The organism is Neobacillus sp. NPDC093127 (assembly GCF_044754175.1).
Lineage (GTDB): Bacteria > Bacillota > Bacilli > Bacillales > Cytobacillaceae > Neobacillus.
The window spans coordinates 19724-41898 of sequence record NZ_JBIVOP010000029.1 but is presented as its reverse complement, the minus strand read 5'-3'; the positions used below and the strand labels follow the sequence as shown (position 1 = coordinate 41898).

Genomic DNA, 22175 nt, shown 5'->3' with positions numbered 1-22175 from the left:
CTTAAAAGAAGGTCTGCACATGAATGGCACAAATATTGAAAAAATCTAATTGACAATCGTTATCATTTGAAATACTATAATAAATGAAGTATTGATATTGAAAATCGTTATCAATTAAAATATAAAGTTTCAACAAAGGGGAACTTATGAGAAAAAATCTATTACTTAAGATCACCATCCTTCTAATCATCATCGGATTTGGATTACATAACCCTGCAATGGCAGCTGGAAGTCCTAGTGAAGATATAAAAAAAGCTGAAGTATCAGTTGATCAAGCCATCGATTTTGCTTCAAAAGGCGACCTTTCGGAGGCAGAAAAGGCGTACGATCAATTTAACAAGACCTGGAGGCAAATTGAAGACGGGATTAAAGCTAATTCTGCTACAGCTTATCGGGACATTGAATCAAATATGGGAAAAGTCGTTTATGCCTTTACCTTAAAAAAACAGGATCAAGTTTTACAAGCTTTACAAGATCTAAAAGCTGTAAATGAAAAAGTAGCAAGTGGCGGCTACCCAAAAGAGCCGGGTTTTCAGAAAGAAGATATCACTTTGGATGACTTTATCCTGCTCCTCCAAGAAACTAAGAAGGAAGTCAGTGACCAAAATCAAACTGGGGCATTGGCAAGTATAAAACAGGCGAGTGGCAGCTGGTTAAGCGTCGAAGGAGTAGTGGTTGCACAATCTGCTTCCGTTTATAGTGATACTGAACGGGATTTGGTTACCATCCAAGCCATGCTTGCTGCTAACCCGCCAAATTATAAAGAAGCTAATCAAACAATCGACAACATGGTAAAATACCTAACCCCTTTAGCTAACAAATCAGAGTACACTTATTGGGATGCAGCAATGATTCTCATTCGTGAAGGTTTAGAAGCATTACTTGTCGTAATCGCACTTATGTCTTTTGTTAAAAAATCAGGCGAAACAAAGGGAAAAGGCTGGATCTGGACTGGAGTATTAGCGGGTCTGGGTGTTAGTGTGATCCTCGCTCTTGTTGTGAAATTTGTGATTTCATCTGGTGCCTTTGGAAATAATAATGCACTGATCGCTGGATGGACAGGAGTTTTTGCAGCCGTAATGTTACTGTATATGAGCTATTGGCTGCACAGTCAATCCAATATCGCAGATTGGAATCGGTATATTCGCGAAAAGAGTCAAACCGCATTAACAACGGGTAAGCTGGTTTCGCTTGGGGTCCTTGCCTTTCTAGCGGTATTTCGCGAGGGAACAGAAACGGTATTGTTTTATATCGGAATGGCAAGCCAAATTAAACTCCAGTCCTTATTCATTGGTTTTCTCATCGGCGCTGCTATACTTGGAATCCTTGCATATTTGATGGTATTTGTAGGTTTAAAATTACCGCTGCGACCGTTTTTTATGGTATCGAGTGTGATTGTCTTTTATCTTTGTATTAAGTTTACAGGAATGGGGATTCACAGCCTGCAACTAGCCGGTTTTATTCCAACAACTAACGCTCAAAGTATCCCAAGCATCGATTTTTTCGCACTATACCCTTCTTGGGAAAGCACCATTCCGCAAGTAATACTGGTCCTTGGTGCAGTGATTATTATTTTATCGAAGAAAATAAAAAGTAAAAAACTGATAGCAGCAAACAATAATTAATAGAGAAAGTAGGAACTTTTCATGAAAAAGATTACCTCAATGGTTTTAGCAATTGGTCTTGTAAGTGCACTCGTATTAGCCGGTTGTAGTTCAAATAATAGTAAGGTTTCTGATGGAGTCAATAAAATGTTGGATACAACAGAGCAATTATCCAAAGCAATTGATAGCGGCGACCAGGCAAAGGTAAAAGAAGTGGGACCAAAATTAGAGGATCAATGGGCAACCTTCGAAGACGATGTAAAGAAGGATAACAAAGACCTTTATGGAAAAATCGAACAATATCTTGACCCAACCATTGCCGGCTCAGAAGCAGCTACACTCGATAAAGAAGCTTTAAGTTCCTTAAATGATAAACTTACAGATGCCTTGAAAGAATTAGCTAATAAGACAAAATAGTGGGAGGTCGGAACAGGCACCTTGTCCCAATTATTTAGAGCCCCTGTCTCTCTTGACATTCTTGTTTCACATTAAATCCTGTATTATTTCAGGCATAAAACACTTGACTTTGTCCCAGATCATACCGGATTTAAACAATTCGAGGTTCTATAACATGTACCTGTTTCCTATTGGAGACAGGTTTTTTATTTTATTAAAAACACAAAAATTTTGAATTGAAAGTTTCATTAACAAAATATATTGACATATTAAATTTTGAGAATTAAAATGAAATCGTTACCAAAACAAATTTACGAACGGCATTCGATAATGTCGAACGATTGGGGGATACCAATGACTGAGCGCTTAATTCAATCAGTAGAAAGGGCGGCAGATATCCTTGAACTGTTTGTGGCGACTTACCCTGAGTTAAGTATTAAAGAGATTAGCGATCACCTAGGACTTTCAAAAAGCACTGTTCACGGAATCATTAAAACTCTTGAGCATAGAGGCTATCTTCAGCAAAATTCTGATAATCAAAAATACCGGCTGGGGGTCAGGCTTTTTGAACTGGGTAATTTCGTAGGCAAACATCTTGATATTGGAAATATTGCCAAGCCAATAATCCGCAAGCTTGTTGAAGAGTTAAACGAAACTGTGCACCTAACCCTTTTCGAACGTGACGATGTGATTTATATTGAAAAATTGGAAGGCTCACGAGCATTAACAATATATTCCCATATTGGAAAACGGGCCCCAATCTATTGTACAGGCGTTGGGAAGGCCATTCTTGCACACCAGAATGAAGAGGAAGTAGATCGTCTCTTATCAAAGTCAGAATTGAAATCGTTTACAGATTTTACATTGACCAATATTGAAGACATTAAGAATCACCTGGCTGCCGTTCGGGGGCAGGGCTATGCCATAGATGATGAAGAGATAGAGTTGGGGCTGAAATGTATTGCAGCACCGATTTTCAACCATCAAGGCAAAGTTGTTTCTTCAATCAGTTGTGCGGCTCCAAAGATGAGACTTGATGAAGAGAAACTTCCAAAAGTAATTGCCGGTATTAAAGCTGCCGCAGCTGAAATATCAAGGCAATTGGGTTATAAGGATATACATTAAATTCAGATAAACAAATATCCACGGAGAGGAGAATTATTTTGTCAAAAGTAAAAGTTGCTGTTCTCGGTTCAGGGAACATTGGTACAGATTTAATGATTAAACTTGGTCGCTCAGAGTTGTTGGAGCTAACGGCTGTAATTGGAATTGATCCACAATCGGACGGATTGCGCCGTGCGAGGGAAATGGGGTATGCGGCTGTTTCGACTGGAATTGATGGATTTCTGGCCGACCCAAACCTTGAAGCAGACATTATATTTGATGCAACATCAGCTAAGGCTCATCTCTACAACGCAAAGGTGTTGAAGGAAGCAGGAATCAAAGTAATTGATATGACTCCTGCGGCGGTTGGCCCATATGTATGTGCAGCTGTAAACATTAATGAACATCTCGAGAAGGATAACATCAATTTGATTACATGCGGTGGACAGGCTACCATCCCCATGGTTCATGCTGTTAACCGTGTAAGTCCGGTTGAATATGCAGAAATCGTTGCGACAATTTCAAGCCGAAGCGCAGGTCCTGGAACCCGGGCAAACATTGATGAATTCACAGAAACCACTTCCCGTGCGATTGAGGTTGTCGGCGGTGCGAAAAAAGGGAAAGCCATTATGATTTTGAATCCGGCTGAGCCGCCAATCATGATGCGTGATACCGTCTACACACTCGTTGAAGAAGGCACGATGGATGAGGAAGCAATCTTGAAGTCAATTAATGAGATGGCGAAGGTTGTCCAATCGTATGTTCCTGGCTACAGGCTCCGAACCGAACCAATCTTTGAAGGCAATAAAGTCACAATCTTCCTTCAAGTTGAAGGCGCTGGCGATTACCTGCCTAAGTACTCAGGCAACCTCGATATCATGACGGCTGCCGGAGTCAAGATTGCTGAAGAGTTTGCGAAAAATTTATTAGCCAAAGAAACAGTGTGAGCTAAGGAAGGGGTTAACGAATCATGATAAATGAACAAGATATTCTAATTACCGAAGTAGCATTGCGTGACGGCAGTCATGCAATTGCCCACCAATATACAGTCGACCAGGTGTTGAAAATTGCTAAGGCCCTTAATGACGCGAACGTTCCTTACATTGAAGTTTCCCATGGGGACGGCCTGGCTGGATCTTCCCTGCAATACGGGCTTTCCCGTACAAATGAAATGGAATTGATAGAAGCAGCTGTTTCTGTAGCTGATAAGTCAAAGATTGCTGTCCTGCTTTTGCCAGGGATTGGAACACTTCATGAACTAAAGGAAGCTGCCAATCTTGGGGCGAAAATGGCGCGGATTGCAACACATGTAACAGAAGCTGATGTTTCACCGCAGCATATTGCGTATGCGAAGGAACTTGGTATGGAAACGGTTGGTTTCCTAATGATGAACCATATGGCCCCAGTTGAGAAGTTGGTCGAGCAGGCAAAATTGATGGAAACCTATGGCGCAGATACAGTGTACGTGGTTGATTCTGCTGGTTACTTGCTCCCGCAACAGGTTCGTGAACGTATTCGCGCTTTGAAACAATCGGTTGGCATCAATGTCGGATTCCATGGCCACAACAACCTGTCTTTGGCAATGGCCAATACACTTGTTGCCATTGAGGAAGGTGCTACAAGGATTGATGGAAGTGTACGCTGCCTTGGTGCAGGTGCCGGTAACACACAAACAGAAGTGCTCATCGCTGTTCTCGAACGTATGGGAGTAAAAACTGGGATTGATTTGTATAAAATGATGGATTTGGCTGAGGATATCGTGGCGCCAATCCTTCAGGTTCCACAGGAAATCACCAGGGACAGCCTGACGCTAGGCTATGCCGGGGTATACTCAAGCTTCGCCCTTCATGCCAAGCGCGCAGCTGAAAAATTCGGCGTGGATTCACGAGATATTTTAATAGAGTTGGGTAAGCGCAAGGTTGTGGGAGGACAAGAGGATATGATCGTCGAAGTCGCAGCCGAAATTGCGAAAAATAAGAAAAACCCTGTTTTGGGATAAGCCAGATAGGAGTAGGGAAGGAAACACCTTCGTTTCCTTTTCCTATCCCAACCTGGGAAGATATTTGCCTATTATGAAAGCGTTTCCTGATTGCTTAATAGGTTTATAGAGTTATAGACATCAAGTCATACTTTAAAGGGGATTTTATGGAACTGGTCATTATTCTTTTAGCACTCAGTCTGCTAATGTTCATTGCCTACCGCGGTTTCTCGGTCATTATTTTTGCGCCAATCTGCGCATTGTTTGCTGTATTATTAACAGAACCAGGCTGGTTATTGCCATGGTACTCCAATGTATTCATGGGCAAAATGGTTGAATACATTCAATTATACTTCCCGATTTTCCTGCTGGGTGCATTGTTTGGGAAAGTCGTCGAAATGTCAGGACTTGCAAAGAGTATTGCTTCTACATTGATTAAAGTTGTTGGTGAAAAACGGGCAATGCTCGTCATTGTATTGCTTGCGGCTATTCTGACATACAGCGGCATCAGCTTAGTTGTAGTTGCATTTGCTGTCTATCCATTTGCAAGGCACTTGTTCAGGGATTCCAATATCCCGAAACGTTTGATTCCTGGTACCATTGCACTCGGTTCATTCACATTCACGATGGATGCACTTCCAGGGTCACCCCAAGTGCAAAACGTTATCCCTACTACATTCTTTAAAACAAATCTATACTCAGCACCAACTCTAGGCATCATCGGCGCAATCTTTATTTTTACTATAGGCATGTTGTATTTGGAATCACGTCGCAAGAAAGCCCAAAAGGCTGGGGAAGGCTATGATTCTTTCGGAACAATTAAAGAGGAAAATGAAAAAGAGATTGATTTAAATGAGCATGAAAGCATCGGGCGCCGAGTTTTTGCATTCGTACCAGTTGTCCTGGTTGCTGTCTTGAATAAAGTCTTTTCAACTGTTATTCCACAATGGTATCCAAAAGGATTTGACTTTGAGGCTATTGGTCTTGCTTTTCCTAGCATTGAAACATCAAAGGTTGTTGGTATCTGGTCAGTTGAAATCGCTTTAATCGTAGGGATAATTGCAACCATTCTCTACAACCGTAAACCAGTTGTTATGAACTTTAAAGAAGGCTCAAAAATCGGTGTTGCCGGAGCTCTTCTTGCCATCATGAACTCTGCAACAGAATATGGATTTGGTGCAGTCATTTCAAACCTGCCTGGCTTTAAAATTGCAAGGGACGGAATCGCGGCTGTGTTCTCCCACCCACTGATTAATGGGGCGGTAACAACAAACGTTCTATCCGCGATTTCCGGTTCAGCTTCTGCCGGTATCGCAATTACATTGGGCATGATGAGTGATACCTATATTAAACTCGCAAATCAATTCGATATCCCGCTTGAGGTTATGCACCGGGTCATTTCGATGGCATCAGGTGGAATGGATACACTACCGCACAACGGAGCTGTCATCACTTTGTTGGCAATTACCGGTCTGACCCATAAGCAATCCTATAGGGATATCTTTGCAATCACCATCATCAAAACAATCGCGGCATTCTTCATCATTGCAGTTTACCTACTGACAGGTATTATATAATAAAATGTATTTAAGGCATTCCTTCTTCTGGCCAGGGATGCCTTTCTTTGTTCAATTTATCGTCCGTTCATTAAACGAAAAAATTCAATTTGTCTCGACCAAGGGCAATGAGAGGATCCGCTCTTATCGGTTGGGGGATCAGGTTAAGCATCCGATCTGATAAATAGACGGAAAAATTTCGCTTAATTAGTAAATAGCATTAAAAATAACCCTAATAGACGGAGAGATTCCGCCTATTGACTCGAAAATCGTGAAAATGGGGGGTTTTGCTTTGCATAATCGGAAAACTTCCCCCTATATACCCCGAAACGAGCTCTATTCTGCATCTAACCGAAAAATCTCCGTTTATTTTACTTTCGCTGGTTACTCAATTGAGGATAAGACTTCTTGTTTGTAAAATGTTTAATAGAAAAATTGCCATCAGCCTTACACAAACGAACGTGTAAGGCTGATGAAAATAGTTACTGTGCTTTCTTAAAAGTGAGTTCTTTTCCTTTTGTTTCTTTTACTAACATTATACTTATAATAGAAATGATACTTGCTACTACTAAATACATCGAAATTGGGATCGAGCTATTAAATCTTTTTAGGAGACTTAATGAAATTAATGGCGCCAATGAGCCTGCTAAAATGGGTGCTACTTGATAGCAAAAGGACAAAGCTGTATACCTGATATGAGTAGGGAATAACTCTGTCATTAATGCTGAGTATGGTGAATACGTCATCGATTCAATAAATAAACCAAGCGTAATGGCGGCCATGATGATCCAATTGTTTCCGGTATCCATCATTGGAAACCCGATAAATCCCCAAAATGCCGTTAAAATGGCTCCTGTCATATAGATTGGTTTGCGTCCCCAAACATCACTTAAGTGGCCCATGATTGGAATAAAGAAAAAGTGAAGAGCATGGGCCCCAAACATTAATAATAAAATTTGTGAAGTATCTTTATGGACCACCAGTTTTAAATATGTAATGGAGAACGTTACAACCATATAATATAAGATGTTTTCTGCAAAACGAGCTCCAATACCAGCAATAATCGCTTTTTTATGGTATTTAAACACTTCTACAATCCCTAATTGTTGTTTTTCTAATTGAGCTTGTTTTTTTTGTGCGTCTTTGAAAATTGGGGCATCATCAACACTTTTACGAATCCAAAGACCAATTAGGACAACAACTGCAGAGAACCAAAATGCTACGCGCCAACCCCAGCCCATAAACTGCTCGGTGCTTAAGTTTTTAGATAAAATTAACAGGATAATGGTTGCTATTAAATTACCCAGCGGCACGCCAGCCTGCGGCCAACTTGCCCAATAACCGCGTCGATCACTAGGACTGTGCTCAGATACTAAAATCACCGCTCCTCCCCATTCTCCGCCAAAAGCAAAACCTTGAACTAAACGTAACGTAACGAGTAAGATAGGAGCCCAATAACCAATACTACTGAATGTTGGAATACATCCCATTAAGAAGGTCGTAATTCCAACGATGATTAAACTAAGCTGTAATAATTTTTTTCGCCCAATTTTATCACCGTAATGACCAAAAACAAGCCCGCCGATCGGTCTGGCTAAAAAGCCTACCGCATAGAGAGCAAATGCGGCTAGGATGCCGTCGATAGCGTTTCCAGTTTGTTGGAAAAATAATTCTCCAAAAACTAGCGCAGAAGCGGTACCATATAAGAAAAACTCATACCATTCAGCCACGGATCCAATCATCGATGCCGCAACAACTTTTTTTAGCACTTTATTATTTGTTTTCACCATATTTTCGCCTCCATAAATGGGACAGTGTCCTTTGTCCCAATTGGGACAAGGAGCCTGTACCTGTGTCCCTTTAGTTCATGTACCAAATCACTTTTGTATGCACATATTGTTCAAAAGCTTCTAAACCATTGTCTTGGCCTCCGAAGCCAGATTGCTTATAGCCGCCAAATGGGGTGGTGATATCGCCCTCGCTAAAGCCATTCACAGAAATCGTTCCAGCTTTAATGGCACGTGCCACTCGCATCGTACGCTGGACATTTTGGCTATAAAAAGAAGCAGCCAGACCATAAGAGGTGTTGTTGGCAAGGGCAATCGCTTCTTCTTCGGTTTTAAACGTGCTAACCGCCAAAATCGGACCAAAGACTTCGTTTTGGAACAAGGTCATGTTGGCAGTTACATTGTCAAAAATAGTCGGTTCGATGTACCAGCCACTGCCCACATCACTGTGAATGTTGCCCCCAGTCACTAAGCGGCCGCCTTCTTGAGGTGTGATGTCCAAGAACGATTTCACTTTCATAAAGTGTGCTTCTTCTACCATCGGCCCAATGGCAACCGACTCATCCATGGGGTTGCCCACTTTCCAGTCGGTTAAGCCGGACGTTAATTTTTCCAATAGGCTGTCTTTGATGGATTCGTGAACGATTAACCGTGACCCGCAGCTGCAGTTTTCACTCATGTTCCAGAAGGCGGCAGATAGAATATGGGGAACAGCGGCATCCAAATCAGCGTCTTCAAACACCACTTGTGGGCTTTTGCCACCGCACTCTAGGACAATTTCTTTAAGGTTACTTTCTGCTGAGTACTTTAAGAAATAGCGGCCCACCTCCGTTGAACCCGTGAATGAGACCATGTCTACATCCATGTGGCGGCCCAATGGTTCGCCTACTTTTTCGCCTAAACCACATACCAAGCTTAAAGCGCCTTTAGGCACACCTGCTTCATAAGCGAGTTCAATCATCCGGAAAGCGCTAAGTGAAGTTAATTCAGCAGGTTTCACAATCACAGAGTTACCTGCAGCTAAAGCGGGTGCCACTTTCCAAGCAAACATTTGCGCAGGGAAGTTCCATGGTAACACCGCGCCGACCACGCCAATCGGTTCAGTGATAATCAAGCCTAGAGCATCGTTACCCGTAGGAGCGATTTTGCCAAAGAGTTTATCAATGGCTTCGGCATACCAATAAAAGGTATCGATGGTCGCGGGCATGTCGGTATTCAAACATTCGGTAATAGGTTTACCAGCATCGACGCAATCCAAGGCAGCCAACTCTTCGCTGTGTTCCTCTAGCAATTGTGCCCAGCGAATCATCACTTTTTTGCGCGCGCTAGGGGATAATTGACTCCAAATTCCTGATTCAAATGTGTCTCTGGCTACCTTAACAGCAGCATCAATATCTCGTACATCACCATCGGCAATATAGCCAATTAAACTGTTGTCGATGGGGGTGCGATTTTCTAATTTGCCAGCTGCGCTCGTAAAACCATCAATTAAGTTGCCTGCCCAAAGTTTGCCTTCTTTGGCGCGGGCAAAGATTTGCTCTTTTTTAACGGTCATTTGTCTCTCCTCCAGAATATTATTTAAGGCTATTTTCGTAAAACTGGTTGTTATCCCTCAACGTATCCACTTAAAAAGTCATAAAAAAGTGTAAAATCATCATTTACCATTGAATAATTGAGTATTTTAATCGGTCTCAAATGATTTATCGGCGAATTTTATGGGTTTATCGGCGAATCTAAGCAATTTATCGGCGAATTTTTCATTTTATCGGCGAATCTAGGCAATTTATCAGCGAATCAAAAAAGCAATGATCATTTAGAAGTAAGCCTTATTTAAAGAAAGCCAGGAAATCTGCTTTTTCTTCTTCTGATAAATCAGATAAAGGCAGGCGTACCGTACCGACGTTGATTTCACCTTTCAAGCAGCCTAGTTTGGCTTTTTGGTTGTAGTTGCCGGACTCCATTGAGTAAATAGCAGGGTAGATTTCGCGCATAATCTGGCGGGCTTTGTCCCAGTCACCAGCCTGGGCAGCATCGAACAAGGCAACTTGCTCTTCTGGGAACACATTCCCTGCACCAGCAATCCAGCTTTTCGCACCCCAGAAGAAAAAGTCCACGGGTTGATCATCACAGCCACAAATCACTTCAAAGTTCTCAAATGGGGTTTGCAGCAAGCGTAACGCGCGGCTAAAGTCACCGCTGCTTTCTTTAATCGCAACGATATTCGGATTTTTTGCCAAATGGACGACGGTTTCGTATTCAATTTCAATGCCAATGCGAGCAGGAAAGTTGTACATGATAATCGGTAAATCGGTTGCCGCGGCCACCGTTTCGTAATGGGCAATGACACCAGTTTGGTCAGGCAGGCTGTAAGGAGTTGGTGCTAACATTAAGCCTTCGTAGCCCAAAGCTTTGGCTTGTTTGGCACGGTTAACCGCCCCTTCAGTTGATAAATCATTAATACCGGCAATCAAAGTGACACGGCCTTTGGCGACATCTGCCACAGTTTTTAAAACGCTTTCACGTTCTGCCTCGTTTAAGGCGTAATATTCGCCAGTGGTGCCACATACTACCAAGCCAGTTACGCCTTTATCGATAAAGGCTTTCGTCAATTGTTGTAAGGTTTCTACATCCAAGCTTTTATCGCTTTTAAAAGGGGTGACCAAAGGAACCAAAATGCCATGAAAATTCATCTTCATTCTCCTCATATGTGTAATTTTTTTTACTAGATTACTTGATAAAAAAGCCGAAATTGAAGTGGTGGTTCAATTATTTTGATAGTAACACACAGAATTTTCACTGTAAATATAATTTTCTAACTATTTTTTGAAAAAACTCTCCCCTTTCTTGCTTTGTTTTTGTATACTATTTAAGTATCACTTCATTTTGAAGTGTAATGGGACTAATTTCTGTTCATCGATTACTTTTAAAAGTTCATATATTGTGATTTGTGTAATAAAGGGAGTGGGGAAAAGTGGACGATTTAATTGGAGTAAAAATAAAGAGTTTACGAAAAGAGCGAAAGTTAACATTAAAACAAATAGCCGATCATACGAATCTTTCCATCAGTTTTTTATCTCAAGTGGAACGTTCAAAATCATCGGTAACGCTTGAATCACTAAAAAAAATTTCTGATGCACTTGGAGTCAATCCAAGCTATTTCTTTTCAGAATCCGATAGGAAAGAAGAAACAACTATTATGAGAAACGTCGTTAGTATAACGAACACCCTTGAAAACCAATTTTTTTATAAGGATTTAACGGGTAACATTGAAAATCCACTATTTAATCCTATATTAGTCTTGCTTAATCCAGGCGCTAAACGAGAGGATTCTTATTCCCATTCGGGGCAAGAATTTCTTTACGTTCTAGAAGGGAAACTGACAATCCTTATTGATAAAGAGGAACATGAGTTGAATCCCTTTGACTGTATCTACCTAGATTCAACAACCCCCCACAATTGGAGTAATAAAACAGATTCGATTGTAAAGTTCCTTTGCATTTCGAGTATACCTGTTTAGTGGGACGAGGGGACGGGCACCCCGTGCCGGTGGATTTTCGGAATAACTACGAATCTCCAATATTTATTGGCTGGGCAATGAAATGGACCAGACATCTCTGTCCATTGTCGAAAAGGAAATGCTTCGGCTAGCGATTCGAAAAGAGGATGCCATATCCCCTATAGAAGTCGAGAAGTATTTGAAGCTAAGTGACAAGACGGTAAAAAAAGTACTTACTCAACTAGCCGATAAAAAGATGTTGATTCCTGCATCTGGGGTCAAGAGAATCCGCTCTTATCGGTTGGGGGATCAGGTTAAGCACCCGGTCTGATCAATAGAAGGAAAAATTCCGCTTAATTAGTAAATAGCAATGAAAATAGCCCTAATAGACGGAGAGATTCCGCCTATTGACTCGAAAATCGTGAAAATGGGCGATTTTGCTTTGCATAATCGGAATACCTCCGCTTATATACCGAAACGAGCTCTATTCTGCATCTAACCGAAAAATCTCCGCTTATTTTACTTTCAATGATTCCTTAATTAAGGACAAGAATTCTTATTTAAAAGGATGTGAGGTGGACGGGGGTTTGAATATTTGAAAGTGGCTTTAATTTTTGTTGAAATAATACTATGTTATTTTTTTGTGTTTAGTGGCTCCTATTTAGGGGTCTTTTTGATTTGCAGCCATGAGAGCAGTTGCCTGCATGATACTTTTCAGATGCCATATATTGTTAATATAGAGGAATTCTTTTCTTGTTTGTCGAAATAAACCTAAGATCCACTATTTAAGAATGGAAGCGGGAATATTTATGCAGAAAAAATGGACTATCGCCTTATTATTGCTAGGAATTGGTTTCCTCTGTATTGGATACATAACTGCACAGCAAAAACAAACGATTGGTTATGGTGGCAAAATATTCGATATTGGCTATGATAGCAATATATCTGAGTTTTCCGGGACCAATTCTAATATTCAATATTTTATTCTTAACCAATCCGAGGGTGCATTCGCGCTTGGCCCGTTAGGAGTTGATTATTATAAAAGCAGTGTGGATAATATGATTCTAAACTTGCAAAGGTTCACCGATGAGATGGAACAAACGTCCGTTCCAAAGCCGTACAAACAGGCACATGATGACTTGTTGCGAGCCTATCAAAATTTCATCGATGCAGTAACTGTTTACCGACAGGCTATAAACAAAGACGGCATTACCACATCAAATATAGATGGTTTATTCGCCGCTTATCCACAAATTACACTAGCTTCGGAAAAGTGGTATACCATTTATAAAAAAAGAGTAGCAACACCGAAGGTTCCGGATAGATTTAGAGTTATAGGAAACTTGCAGGACCGGATGTTGTATATAAACAGCACACAATCCCAAATAGGAGGGACCTTGGATAAGATTAAGTCCAGTCTACTTCCGTGGGTTGATACAAAAGATTATAATGGCGTGCATAAAATGCAGGGTAACTTGGGCCTTCCAAGTGTGATTTTCTATATGAAGAACATAAAAGTTCCGGAATCTTATTCGACCGCACACCAGCACCTTCTTAGTGCCTGCGAAAATTTTTATAACTTTATAAAAGATACTCAATATCAACAAATTAACGATGACTATCTAGAAAAATTAAAAGGTTATTATGAGAATATTGAGAAAGCTTGGGAAGAGTGGACGTTAGTAGAAGGGTCATAACCCCCGCTCAGCCAGGTATGCGGTGTATGTAACGTATTTTTTAGTGAAAGGCTTTGTTATAACTGAATATTCATTTCACTGTGTTTAAAAAATAAACGGTAAATTTTTAAAAGTTCTAAATAATTCGTAAATATGGTAAAATGTCCCTAGGCTATTAATAATGGAGGGGTATAAATGAGCGATATCGTTTGGGGGAGTCCAGCTAGTTTATTTTGTTTAGGTTTTTTCTTTGCAGGGTTGGGAGTTTTTATTAAGCTTTCTAGAATGCCTAAACAATAACAGCAAAACTAATGAGCTATCAAAACGAAATCCACCATCCTAAAGGAAAATAAAAAATCCACTCCCAAAGCCGGGAGTGGATTTTCGCTATAGTCTCTTGCAAGGGCAAAGGCAAGTGCAAGTGCATTCCTTACTCGCTTACCCCAATCTTAATAAACGAATACTGAAAATTTTCATCACCAGAAACAATATGAAAGATCGGTGTTGCCTGCTCCAGTTTATGCTCCTCGATGTAATCGAATAGCAGCTTATAGGCCGCTTCTGTCTTGGCCTCGACGTTTTCTGCGAGGCAAAGTGAGACCATGTTTTCAATGCTGAAATAGCTGTGGAAGCGTAGGTCGTCCACAGGTTCAATCCAGTCATCCTCGATTGGCATGTAAAACTCAGCATTCACTATCTCATCCAGCGGGACATTGTGGATGGAGTAGAAGAGCGGGCCGCGCACTGCTGCTTTCAGAGAACCGACATCGTTTAAAAAATCTTCAAGAGCCTCATTCATATCTAAATAATGGAAGCGGTATTTACGCGAAAGTACATTGGCGAAGCGGATGGAATCGTTTGGGTTAATCATCAAACCGCCCCTTTGTGATCGGTGCATAAATATCAATAATCCCGCCGCCATAGACATCTAAGTAGATATGGTAAAAAGGTTCCTGTAACTCATAATGAAACTCGTCGGCACATGCCCGCAGGACTTCATAAGATTCCTCGAGGTCTTCCTCTAAATCTGCATGGCGGAGTACTAGACCATCCTCGAACTTCCATTCAGGAAAAAACTGATATTTATCATTTTCCCCAAGCTCAATCGGGGCACTGACAGGCAAATAAAACGTATAATCAGCCGTATCCGTATTTGGATTATAACCGGCAAATTGATAGATGACCGGGCCTGTCCCATATAGGCCGCTTTTGATGACAGCATTTCTTAATTCAACAGCACTCACAAACCACTCATCCGATTTACATGTGGATCTCGCGCTTAATACATTATGAAACACGACCGGTTTACGTTTAATATTCATCGTTTTAGTCCTCTTTCTGCTAGTTTTTTAGGAGGCTTTTTCAAAAAGGAATCGAACCTGCATTTACAGTAGGCTAATAGAAAAAACTCCGGCCAGGCAATGGCAAGAAGGTACTGCATCAGGGCAAAGGCCCCTAGCAGGATGTAGATTTCGGTGAAACCACTACTATTGCTTGACAGCGTTTTGATAATTGATCCCCCAATAATCGTAGCTCCGATGACAAACGATAGACTTATATGACCTTTGGATGTTTGAAAATCGTAGAGTAATTTCCCGCCTTTTTGGAAGGCCCCTTTTTTAACTCGAATAATAGCCCGCCAAGTCGAAAGGAATAGATAGACCAGACCGCCGCCGATCAGAACATAGCCTGTGGTCCACATATAGTCTGGAGCCAGGCGGTCTTCAAGAGCGAGAAAATAGACTTTATAAAAATCAAGTGAAAATTTTAAACCGATGAAGGCAAGTAAAATGGATTGGATCTTTTGAAATTTATATGTATTTTTTGAAAATGTGAAAAAAATCGCAATCACGAGCTGTGCCAGTAATAAATAAATATCGATTCTCATAAATTGAATCCAGGCATCACGAATAAACATCATGGAGTCGACTCCCACAGTCACTACGATGGTAGAAACCGCGCTGATTAAAAAAGTGACCCAAAAAAAGGCAGAGATGCGATCGGGACTTAAACGTCCGTTCGCCACGGACTTCAGTTCATAGAAATCTGTTTCGTTACTATTTTTTAACATAGAATGCTCCTACCAGAAGATTTTTTTAATTGAATTGGAAATCTTGTTTCCGATTGCTTGTGCTGTCTTAATCGGGTGATTGGCAATCTCCTTTACCCGGTCCGTGACACTTTCCGCCGGCGGCCCTCCAAATTTGAAATTAGCAGCAGCATTGATTGAAAATCCGACAAGACCCCCGACAACGGTACCAACAGGAGGGAGGAAGAAGGAACCTGCAGCTGCGCCTAACGCCGTTGCACCGCCTGCCATCCCGATATCAACGCCAAGGTTGACGCCAAACTCTTTTACCTTCGTTGAGTTATAGTTCCATTGTCCGGTATGCTTATCTTGGAAACTGTCCTGAAAATCACTCCACACCGTGAGGCCTGTTCCGAGAACCCCCAGGGCTTTTCCTGTGTTCGCCAGGCCTTGGGTAGTTTTCCAGCCTTTTAAATCGTCCCAGACCTTCACTCCGCCGATAAGCCCGTCTTTTGCCGCTCTTCCCACTAGCTTCACTTGATCTTGACCAATGTTTCGGACCGCTTTATTTAAGTCATCAAACTGGGTGTTCATAAATTTATTGCGGTTGTTAAAAAAACGGCCGCGATTTTCGTCATAAAGCGGCACACCCTCATTCGCTAATTTTGTTACGAAAGTCCGGCTCCATTTAGCTGTTCCGCTGAGGTTTTGCTTCATTAAATTATAGTACTTTGAAAAATCCTGGTGGCTGCCTACTTTTCCTCTTATGACCTTAATGAGGACTTTTCCATCTTTACGAAACAGCCTGAAGGAAAGGCCCTTACCTGCCCGAAGAAGGGTTTTCGGGTTAATGGCCATAGCAGTAGCGCCCAGCATGAAATTGCGGACTAGCACTTTCCAGTCATTTGAGCCGGTGATTTTTTTCTCGGCTTCATCATAATAATTGGCTGATTGTTTTAAAAAGCTGTCTAATTCCCTTACCTGTTTCGTTAGTTTATCGAGGGAAGTGTTAACAGCCAGGAGTCTGCCACTGATATTTTTTCGTGCTAAGATGCGGCTATCGATTTGATGGGTGGTGGATTGCAGGCTGGTTTTGGCCGTTGTTAATTTCTGCGCTTGATGCCGGACAAGACTGCTGTTTTGCTCAACGCTGTCAGTATGGATTTTGATTTGAGACATGTTTTTACCTCCAGAGTCGACATGTTCCTTATGGATTTGCCTTCGCTTTAGCACCGGCTTCGGCCTTTGCTTTTGCCTCTGCCTCCGCCTCCGCCTTTGCTTTCGCTTCGGCTTCGGCCTTTGCCTTCGCTTCTGCTGCTTTTTTCTCTTCTATTTCTCTATGTACTTCATTTGCTGTACTTTGAATATCGTGTCCAATGGATTCTAATTCGGTTGCCAACCGGGATAGCTCTGTTGTCAAGTGGTCAAAATGATCATTAATGTAGGTCATTTCAGTGGCCTTCCAACTGCTTCCCAGGCCGCCTTTCACAACATTCAAACTGTTTTTACTGCTTCTTATATCTGCAGCAATATCATTGACCCGTCTGCCTTGATTAAGGGCATTACTTAGATTAAATTCCATCATTTCATCACCTCATCCTATTGTATTATTTCTACCTAGATTTTTTTGGAAAAATGTGAAAAATGAATCGTTTTTCCTATGAGTAAAGGAGAAAGGTCCTATTCGGTGCCTGTCACCACCCGAATTTTGTCGAAGATTGGTAGAATCTTTGAAAGACAGATAATGATAGAATTTAGTTGCAAACGAATTAGTCCTTTATAGGCTTGATGAAGGACAAATCGAGTTCTTTCTATTAGGGATTAGTCTATTCTGGTTAAACAAAATTCATAATAATTTCATTTTTTGTGTAAGATCTAGTTGTTTGAAAAATGGTAATATAAGGTTAAATAGTTGATTGAATTTTGAAGGTTGGGATTTAATTTTATTAGGAGGGATTATATGTTAGGTCATTTAGGATTTTCATATGTTGGTCTGATATATTTATTAATGTTGTGGATTCCAAACGCCATATGGAGTAAGAATAAGCCAATTGACTATAACCCTTCCCAAGAAAACAAAATATTATTATTATTTGAGCGTGCTGGGCAAGTATGTTGTACTTGCAGCATACTGTTTTTTAGCGATTTTAACATTGCTCCCTTTTCAGTATGGAGCTGGTGGTTAATAGCATCATTTTTTCTGATGATTCTATATGAGATTAGTTGGATAAGATATTTTATAAATGAGCATACGGAAGAAAATTTTTATCGAAGTTTTTGTGGAATTCCCGTACCTGGTGCTAGTCTGCCTGTGATGGCGTTTTTGTTATTAGGTATTTACGGTAAAGTTATTTGGCTGATTGCATCTGCTCTCATAATTGGCTTTGGACATATTGGCATACACATTCAGCATTTAAAAGCAATGAAACGGGTTTTATAACTTCATGAATAATATCGGGATATTATCCTTTAAATCCTCGGGGCATATCGAGTGTCTTTTTGTAAATAATAAGATTGTTAAATATTAAATAGAGGAGGATTTGTATGCAGCAGGATCAACAAGCTAAAAAGGATTTGGGTTCTACTATGAATCCGCAATTTGCCGGAACTGATGCACAAAAAGTAAAACAAGAAATTCAAAAAGATGTTAGCCAAGGACAAGGTGCAATGACTTCCCGAGAGGCAGGAGCCATGCGTGATTAAAAAACCACTTTTGAGTGGTTTTTTATTTTTCTATTTCAATTTTTGAAGATTTTTTTTCATAAGAGATGCAATCTGTTTATTATTTTGTTCGGAAGTGTTTTCTAGCTGCTTAATCACTAACTCTTGTCGTTCAACAGAATGATTTTGACTTAATTTAGCTTTCGCTTCAATTTTTTCGATTTTTATTTTGAACGCCACAATCCCTTTACTCATTCCTTCGATAAAACTGGATTCTACCTCATTTAAATTGTATGAGCTATCTGGGCTTTCATATTTATTTACCAAGTCATTTAAAGAATTGTATATTTCATTTTGATCATCGACAATCTCCATTTTTCCATATAAATGAATAGACACATAATTCCAGGTAGGTACTGCTTTGGATGTTTCGTACCATGAAGGTGAAATATAACAATGGGGACCTTGGAAAACTACAAGAACCTGTTGGTTTTCTATATCCTTCCATTGCTCGTTCGGACGTGCAAAATGACCATATAAAGCCCTTTCGCCTTTATCTACTATCAGTGGAAGATGAGTAGCATACGGTTCACCGTTATGCTGTGAAAATAAAGTGGCAAAGCTGTATTTTTCGATAAAGTCATAAACAATTTCTTCATCATCAATTTTAAAATATTTAGGTATATACATAATCAATTCGCCTCGTTTCAACTGATCTACTTCCGTTTTTTTATTAGAGATTCTTTTTTAGACCAATGTTCATCATATTAAGAAGTTGAAGTGACGCTTTTTTAACTTTATCAATACCGTTAAGATCGAAACCGTTCTATGTTGCTAGAGTAAAATTATTAATATAAAAGGCAACTATTTATCTATAATTTTACTATATTGCAAATATTTACGAAAGGTAAAGTTGAATCTTTATAATGGGGAGGGAATTTGACTTTTGGGACAGGCTTTTTGTCCCAATATTTAGGTCCGAAATCCCCTATAAAATACCCATAAGCTAAATAGGTGATGAATTGTTGAAAGATTCAAAGTGTTCAAATATAATGAGGGTACTCAAATGTAAACAACTGCATAGTCCAAGGGTCATAGTTAGTGATATCAGCACTCCACCTATTTTTATAAGTATCCTACATTAGCACACTCACTCATACATACATGAAGAAAATCCCATTTTTTGTAGACAGAAACAACCAAGCAAATTGATTCTGTCTAGAATGAAGGGGATTCTTATTTTTTTAAAAAAAGGGAGGAACGATATGCGATATACAAAGAAAGAAAAGGGGGTTTCTGTCAGGGAAGCCTTATCCTTACCAGCCTTGTCAGGCGTTAATGTGTTGGGTGGAGAGTCGGGGTTGGACCGGATGATCAGGAGTATTGATATTATGGAGGAACCGAATATTTTTCCATTTGTTCAAGAAGGACAATTCCTTATGACGACTGCATATGGAATCAAGGATGATTATCAGACACAACGACGACTTATTCCGAAACTGGTAGAGAAGAACTTGGCCGGATTAATGATTAAATTATCTAAAGGATATGTCATTAAAGAAATTCAAACAATGATTGATGAAGCCAATCGATTGGATTTTCCCCTTTTGGAAATGCCGGAAAACTTCACACATACAACCGTAATCGATGCTATTTATTCCTTCTTTTCACTCGAGGAGGGTAAGAATTATAAAACAGTAGAAGATGCCCATCAAAAGTTGATGCAGGCTGTATTGAATGGCGGCGGTATTAATGAGATTTGCCGGACACTCTATCAGATTATCCAAAACCCGGTGGCGATTGTCGGTTCTGATGATGCGATTTTGGGCTCTTATCCAAATTCGTCCTGGACAAGCCACGATGTTTCCACACTATTAAAAAATAAAGATGATCAAATGATTGTCGGCGGGCGTTTATTTGCGGTAAAGCACGTACCGATTATTATTAAGGATTATCATTATGGGACGATTTGTGTGTTAGAGGTGGGACACAAACTTAATGCCTTAGATATTGCCATCATTGAAAGCTCTGCTGCTGTAGCCTCGATTAATATTATGAATCAGATGCTTGTGAGAGAAATGGAAATAAGGCATAAAAATGAATTTATTTTTCAATGGATGCAGGAGCGGATTCATTCTAGCACTGTATTAGTGGAACGGGCAAAAATTCTAGGATTAAACTTGGAATCGTACAAGAATATGCTTGTATTGGAGATCGACCAATTTGAAGATGTAAAAACACTGGACACAGACGGAATCTATACGGCTGCCCACCTAAAAAGCGTTATTCGTTTTACGATAGAAAAGACATTGAAGGATCATCACCTTAGGTCGATTATTGGCGATAAAGGGGAGACCATGGTCATTTTAATTGAACAACATCGATCAATTGAAAATAAGGTGGAATCCTTAAAACAACTCGCCCACCTAATTTGTGACCGAATAGCCGAGCAAACGAAATATACGTGTACGATAGGCATTGGCCGCCCGCGTGAGCAGTTAACCGAATTACCTTCTACGTATGAGGAAGCAAAAAAGGCAATTAAAATGTCGAAAAGCTTTAACCAGCAGCAAAAGGTCATCCATTTTGACGATTTAGGTTTATTCCGGCTATTTATCCATTCCAACCAAGAAGAAACACAACAATTTATCTCCGAATTAATCTCTCCGCTCATCGAATATGATTCGAAAAATAATACGGAGCTAATGAAAACACTAGAAGCGTATTTTCAATGTAATGGGAATATGAGCAAAATAGCTAAATTTCTTTATACCCATTACAATACCATTTCCTATAGAATCGAACGAATTCAACAGATTACCAAAATGAATTTAGAGAATGAGGAGAATCGCTTATACCTCCACCTTGCGCTCAAGCTTAGTAATTCCGACATCTATAAAAAATTTATTGCCGCGCATTTGTGATATTTCCACAAACGCAAGATGACAAGATTATGAAATCTTTCAATTGTGGATAAATAAAAAATGCCATAAGATTAGGATATAACATTAATTATCTGAATTTATGAAAAATTCACTAGTTAATGTTTATTTTTACACCTAAGATGGCAGCGCTTTCACCGAGGGTTTTGAAAAACAAAATAATAGGAGGAGGTTTTTTGTAATGTCGCTTAAGTGGTTAGGAGATCTTGTTACAGCAAACGGCTTTACACACACGTTGTTTATCTCATTGGCTGTCGTTGGCATGGTGTTAGCAGCTATCATTTGGATTATTGAGTTTTCGGGCCATACCATTTCACGAAAAGGGATTGTGAAGAACAATGTGAAATGGAATGCCACAACCATCGCCATTATTGCCATTAGCGCCGCCGTTTATATTGTCGGACGTCCTGTTCAATTTCAGTTCATTCCAGGAATTGGCGGCTTTAATCCTACGCTTGCACTGGCACCAATCCTGTCGATCCTCTTAGGGTTACCGGGTGCAATTGGTGTGACCTTCTCGATGCCAATCGGGGATGCCATTTCCGGTTCATTAACGGTTGGTTCTTTAGCTGGATGGCTGAGCCATACGTATGTCACTTGGTTGGCTTATAAGATGGTAAGAGGAGCAAATTTCAAAAAATTTGCGAATGTTGCCAGCTACTATCTCTGGGCCATTATTATTGGACCGATTATCCATGCGATCATTATTCCGGGATTTTTAGATCTAACACATGTAGTCCCGCCAGCCGTTGCTTGGGCAGGGGTTACATCCAGTATTTTAATCAATCATATGCTTACAGCTGCTGTGGTTTCCGCAATCCTTGTTCCGATTCTCTATCCTATTGTAAAGAATCGCGGACTTTATTGGAAGGATCGATATCAGGCAAATCAGGATTTAGATGCGGATGACTTCAGTGCTGAAGTGTAAATATGGGTAAAAGGGGAG

22 protein-coding genes are annotated in these 22175 nt (G+C 40.3%); 13 read left to right on the top strand and 9 right to left on the bottom strand.

Features of this window, described 5'->3' with window-relative positions; genetic code table 11:
- Positions 1 to 146: 146 nt before the first annotated feature.
- The 6 genes from ACIQCO_RS25595 (at position 147) to ACIQCO_RS25570 (ending at position 6659) form a co-directional block, all read left to right on the top strand.
- Entirely contained in the window at positions 147 to 1625 is a 1479-nt protein-coding gene (locus tag ACIQCO_RS25595; RefSeq protein WP_400434638.1) for an FTR1 family iron permease, read from the top strand.
- A gap of 21 nt (positions 1626 to 1646) precedes the next feature.
- Positions 1647 to 2021: a hypothetical protein gene (locus ACIQCO_RS25590; RefSeq protein WP_400434636.1), complete on the top strand. Its 375-nt coding sequence runs from the start codon at positions 1647 to 1649 to the stop codon at positions 2019 to 2021.
- A 333-nt stretch (positions 2022 to 2354) separates the two neighbouring features.
- Positions 2355 to 3125, top strand: coding sequence for an IclR family transcriptional regulator (locus tag ACIQCO_RS25585; RefSeq protein WP_400434634.1), 771 nt, complete (start codon positions 2355 to 2357; stop codon positions 3123 to 3125).
- A 38-nt stretch (positions 3126 to 3163) separates the two neighbouring features.
- On the top strand, positions 3164 to 4051 hold the full coding sequence (locus ACIQCO_RS25580) for an acetaldehyde dehydrogenase (acetylating) (RefSeq protein ID WP_400434632.1): 888 nt from the start codon (positions 3164 to 3166) through the stop codon (positions 4049 to 4051).
- A gap of 23 nt (positions 4052 to 4074) precedes the next feature.
- Complete coding sequence (gene dmpG, locus ACIQCO_RS25575; protein ID WP_400434630.1) at positions 4075 to 5103, top strand: 4-hydroxy-2-oxovalerate aldolase; 1029 nt, start codon at positions 4075 to 4077, stop codon at positions 5101 to 5103.
- A 146-nt stretch (positions 5104 to 5249) separates the two neighbouring features.
- Positions 5250 to 6659: a GntP family permease gene (locus tag ACIQCO_RS25570; protein ID WP_400434628.1), complete on the top strand. Its 1410-nt coding sequence runs from the start codon at positions 5250 to 5252 to the stop codon at positions 6657 to 6659.
- A 461-nt stretch (positions 6660 to 7120) separates the two neighbouring features.
- Here ACIQCO_RS25570 and abaF read toward each other — a convergent pair whose 3' ends face one another.
- From abaF to dapA, 3 genes are all read right to left on the bottom strand, one after another.
- Positions 7121 to 8428 (bottom strand): fosfomycin efflux MFS transporter AbaF, encoded by a 1308-nt coding sequence (abaF, locus tag ACIQCO_RS25565; RefSeq protein WP_400434626.1) that lies wholly within the window; start codon positions 8426 to 8428, stop codon positions 7121 to 7123.
- Positions 8429 to 8498: 70 nt separating this feature from the next.
- Positions 8499 to 9980: an aldehyde dehydrogenase gene (locus tag ACIQCO_RS25560; RefSeq protein ID WP_400434624.1), complete on the bottom strand. Its 1482-nt coding sequence runs from the start codon at positions 9978 to 9980 to the stop codon at positions 8499 to 8501.
- Between the two features lie 271 nt (positions 9981 to 10251).
- On the bottom strand, positions 10252 to 11115 hold the full coding sequence (gene dapA, locus ACIQCO_RS25555; RefSeq protein ID WP_400434622.1) for a 4-hydroxy-tetrahydrodipicolinate synthase: 864 nt from the start codon (positions 11113 to 11115) through the stop codon (positions 10252 to 10254).
- Between the two features lie 281 nt (positions 11116 to 11396).
- Here dapA and ACIQCO_RS25550 point away from each other — a divergent pair, with 281 nt between their 5' ends.
- From ACIQCO_RS25550 to ACIQCO_RS25540, 3 genes are all read left to right on the top strand, one after another.
- Positions 11397 to 11942 (top strand): helix-turn-helix domain-containing protein, encoded by a 546-nt coding sequence (locus ACIQCO_RS25550; protein WP_400434620.1) that lies wholly within the window; start codon positions 11397 to 11399, stop codon positions 11940 to 11942.
- Positions 11943 to 12024: 82 nt separating this feature from the next.
- On the top strand, positions 12025 to 12252 hold the full coding sequence (locus tag ACIQCO_RS25545; RefSeq protein ID WP_400434618.1) for a hypothetical protein: 228 nt from the start codon (positions 12025 to 12027) through the stop codon (positions 12250 to 12252).
- A gap of 478 nt (positions 12253 to 12730) precedes the next feature.
- Complete coding sequence (locus ACIQCO_RS25540) at positions 12731 to 13618, top strand: hypothetical protein (protein WP_400434616.1); 888 nt, start codon at positions 12731 to 12733, stop codon at positions 13616 to 13618.
- A 409-nt stretch (positions 13619 to 14027) separates the two neighbouring features.
- Here the strand turns inward: ACIQCO_RS25540 and ACIQCO_RS25535 are convergent, their stop codons facing one another.
- Genes ACIQCO_RS25535 through ACIQCO_RS25515 form a run of 5 tightly spaced genes read right to left on the bottom strand, consistent with a single transcriptional unit; the run spans position 14028 to position 17208 of the window.
- A complete protein-coding gene (locus ACIQCO_RS25535; RefSeq protein ID WP_400434614.1) occupies positions 14028 to 14468 on the bottom strand; it encodes a DUF5085 family protein in 441 nt (146 codons plus the stop codon).
- Complete coding sequence (locus tag ACIQCO_RS25530) at positions 14461 to 14919, bottom strand: DUF5085 domain-containing protein (protein ID WP_400434612.1); 459 nt, start codon at positions 14917 to 14919, stop codon at positions 14461 to 14463. The genes ACIQCO_RS25535 and ACIQCO_RS25530 overlap by 8 nt, the downstream gene beginning before the upstream one ends.
- Positions 14916 to 15668, bottom strand: a complete 753-nt coding sequence (locus tag ACIQCO_RS25525) for a hypothetical protein (RefSeq protein WP_400434610.1) — start codon at positions 15666 to 15668, stop codon at positions 14916 to 14918. The genes ACIQCO_RS25530 and ACIQCO_RS25525 overlap by 4 nt, the downstream gene beginning before the upstream one ends.
- A gap of 9 nt (positions 15669 to 15677) precedes the next feature.
- Positions 15678 to 16805 (bottom strand): hypothetical protein, encoded by a 1128-nt coding sequence (locus ACIQCO_RS25520; RefSeq protein ID WP_400434608.1) that lies wholly within the window; start codon positions 16803 to 16805, stop codon positions 15678 to 15680.
- 28 nt (positions 16806 to 16833) lie between these two features.
- Complete coding sequence (locus ACIQCO_RS25515) at positions 16834 to 17208, bottom strand: hypothetical protein (protein ID WP_400434606.1); 375 nt, start codon at positions 17206 to 17208, stop codon at positions 16834 to 16836.
- A gap of 378 nt (positions 17209 to 17586) precedes the next feature.
- Between ACIQCO_RS25515 and ACIQCO_RS25510 the strand changes: the two genes are divergently transcribed.
- Both ACIQCO_RS25510 and ACIQCO_RS25505 read left to right on the top strand, forming a co-directional pair.
- Positions 17587 to 18066, top strand: coding sequence for a hypothetical protein (locus tag ACIQCO_RS25510; RefSeq protein ID WP_400434604.1), 480 nt, complete (start codon positions 17587 to 17589; stop codon positions 18064 to 18066).
- A gap of 104 nt (positions 18067 to 18170) precedes the next feature.
- Positions 18171 to 18329 carry a hypothetical protein gene (locus ACIQCO_RS25505; RefSeq protein WP_400434602.1) on the top strand — a complete coding sequence of 53 codons (159 nt, stop codon included), beginning with the start codon at positions 18171 to 18173 and terminating at the stop codon, positions 18327 to 18329.
- A 30-nt stretch (positions 18330 to 18359) separates the two neighbouring features.
- Here ACIQCO_RS25505 and ACIQCO_RS25500 read toward each other — a convergent pair whose 3' ends face one another.
- Positions 18360 to 18977 (bottom strand): FMN-binding negative transcriptional regulator, encoded by a 618-nt coding sequence (locus ACIQCO_RS25500; RefSeq protein ID WP_400434686.1) that lies wholly within the window; start codon positions 18975 to 18977, stop codon positions 18360 to 18362.
- 575 nt (positions 18978 to 19552) lie between these two features.
- Here ACIQCO_RS25500 and ACIQCO_RS25495 point away from each other — a divergent pair.
- The gene (locus ACIQCO_RS25495) at positions 19553 to 21211 is read left to right on the top strand and encodes a PucR family transcriptional regulator (RefSeq protein ID WP_400434600.1); all 1659 of its coding nucleotides are present in this window, start codon (positions 19553 to 19555) and stop codon (positions 21209 to 21211) included.
- 199 nt (positions 21212 to 21410) lie between these two features.
- Positions 21411 to 22157: a hypothetical protein gene (locus ACIQCO_RS25490; protein ID WP_400434598.1), complete on the top strand. Its 747-nt coding sequence runs from the start codon at positions 21411 to 21413 to the stop codon at positions 22155 to 22157.
- The last annotated feature ends 18 nt before the right edge of the window (positions 22158 to 22175 follow it).

Bases quoted from the DNA above. Each gene is read 5' to 3' on its own strand.
- ACIQCO_RS25595 (WP_400434638.1), top strand. From the start codon at position 147: ATGAGAAAAAATCTATTACTTAAGATCACCATCCTTCTAATCATCATC.
- ACIQCO_RS25590 (WP_400434636.1), top strand. From the start codon at position 1,647: ATGAAAAAGATTACCTCAATGGTTTTAGCAATTGGTCTTGTAAGTGCA.
- ACIQCO_RS25585 (WP_400434634.1), top strand. From the start codon at position 2,355: ATGACTGAGCGCTTAATTCAATCAGTAGAAAGGGCGGCAGATATCCTT.
- dmpG (WP_400434630.1), top strand. From the start codon at position 4,075: ATGATAAATGAACAAGATATTCTAATTACCGAAGTAGCATTGCGTGAC.
- ACIQCO_RS25570 (WP_400434628.1), top strand. From the start codon at position 5,250: ATGGAACTGGTCATTATTCTTTTAGCACTCAGTCTGCTAATGTTCATT.
- abaF (WP_400434626.1), bottom strand. From the start codon at position 8,428: ATGGTGAAAACAAATAATAAAGTGCTAAAAAAAGTTGTTGCGGCATCG.
- ACIQCO_RS25560 (WP_400434624.1), bottom strand. From the start codon at position 9,980: ATGACCGTTAAAAAAGAGCAAATCTTTGCCCGCGCCAAAGAAGGCAAA.
- dapA (WP_400434622.1), bottom strand. From the start codon at position 11,115: ATGAATTTTCATGGCATTTTGGTTCCTTTGGTCACCCCTTTTAAAAGC.
- ACIQCO_RS25545 (WP_400434618.1), top strand. From the start codon at position 12,025: ATGGACCAGACATCTCTGTCCATTGTCGAAAAGGAAATGCTTCGGCTA.
- ACIQCO_RS25540 (WP_400434616.1), top strand. From the start codon at position 12,731: ATGCAGAAAAAATGGACTATCGCCTTATTATTGCTAGGAATTGGTTTC.
- ACIQCO_RS25535 (WP_400434614.1), bottom strand. From the start codon at position 14,468: ATGATTAACCCAAACGATTCCATCCGCTTCGCCAATGTACTTTCGCGT.
- ACIQCO_RS25530 (WP_400434612.1), bottom strand. From the start codon at position 14,919: ATGAATATTAAACGTAAACCGGTCGTGTTTCATAATGTATTAAGCGCG.
- ACIQCO_RS25525 (WP_400434610.1), bottom strand. From the start codon at position 15,668: ATGTTAAAAAATAGTAACGAAACAGATTTCTATGAACTGAAGTCCGTG.
- ACIQCO_RS25520 (WP_400434608.1), bottom strand. From the start codon at position 16,805: ATGTCTCAAATCAAAATCCATACTGACAGCGTTGAGCAAAACAGCAGT.
- ACIQCO_RS25515 (WP_400434606.1), bottom strand. From the start codon at position 17,208: ATGGAATTTAATCTAAGTAATGCCCTTAATCAAGGCAGACGGGTCAAT.
- ACIQCO_RS25510 (WP_400434604.1), top strand. From the start codon at position 17,587: ATGTTAGGTCATTTAGGATTTTCATATGTTGGTCTGATATATTTATTA.
- ACIQCO_RS25505 (WP_400434602.1), top strand. From the start codon at position 18,171: ATGCAGCAGGATCAACAAGCTAAAAAGGATTTGGGTTCTACTATGAAT.
- ACIQCO_RS25500 (WP_400434686.1), bottom strand. From the start codon at position 18,977: ATGTATATACCTAAATATTTTAAAATTGATGATGAAGAAATTGTTTAT.
- ACIQCO_RS25495 (WP_400434600.1), top strand. From the start codon at position 19,553: ATGCGATATACAAAGAAAGAAAAGGGGGTTTCTGTCAGGGAAGCCTTA.
- ACIQCO_RS25490 (WP_400434598.1), top strand. From the start codon at position 21,411: ATGTCGCTTAAGTGGTTAGGAGATCTTGTTACAGCAAACGGCTTTACA.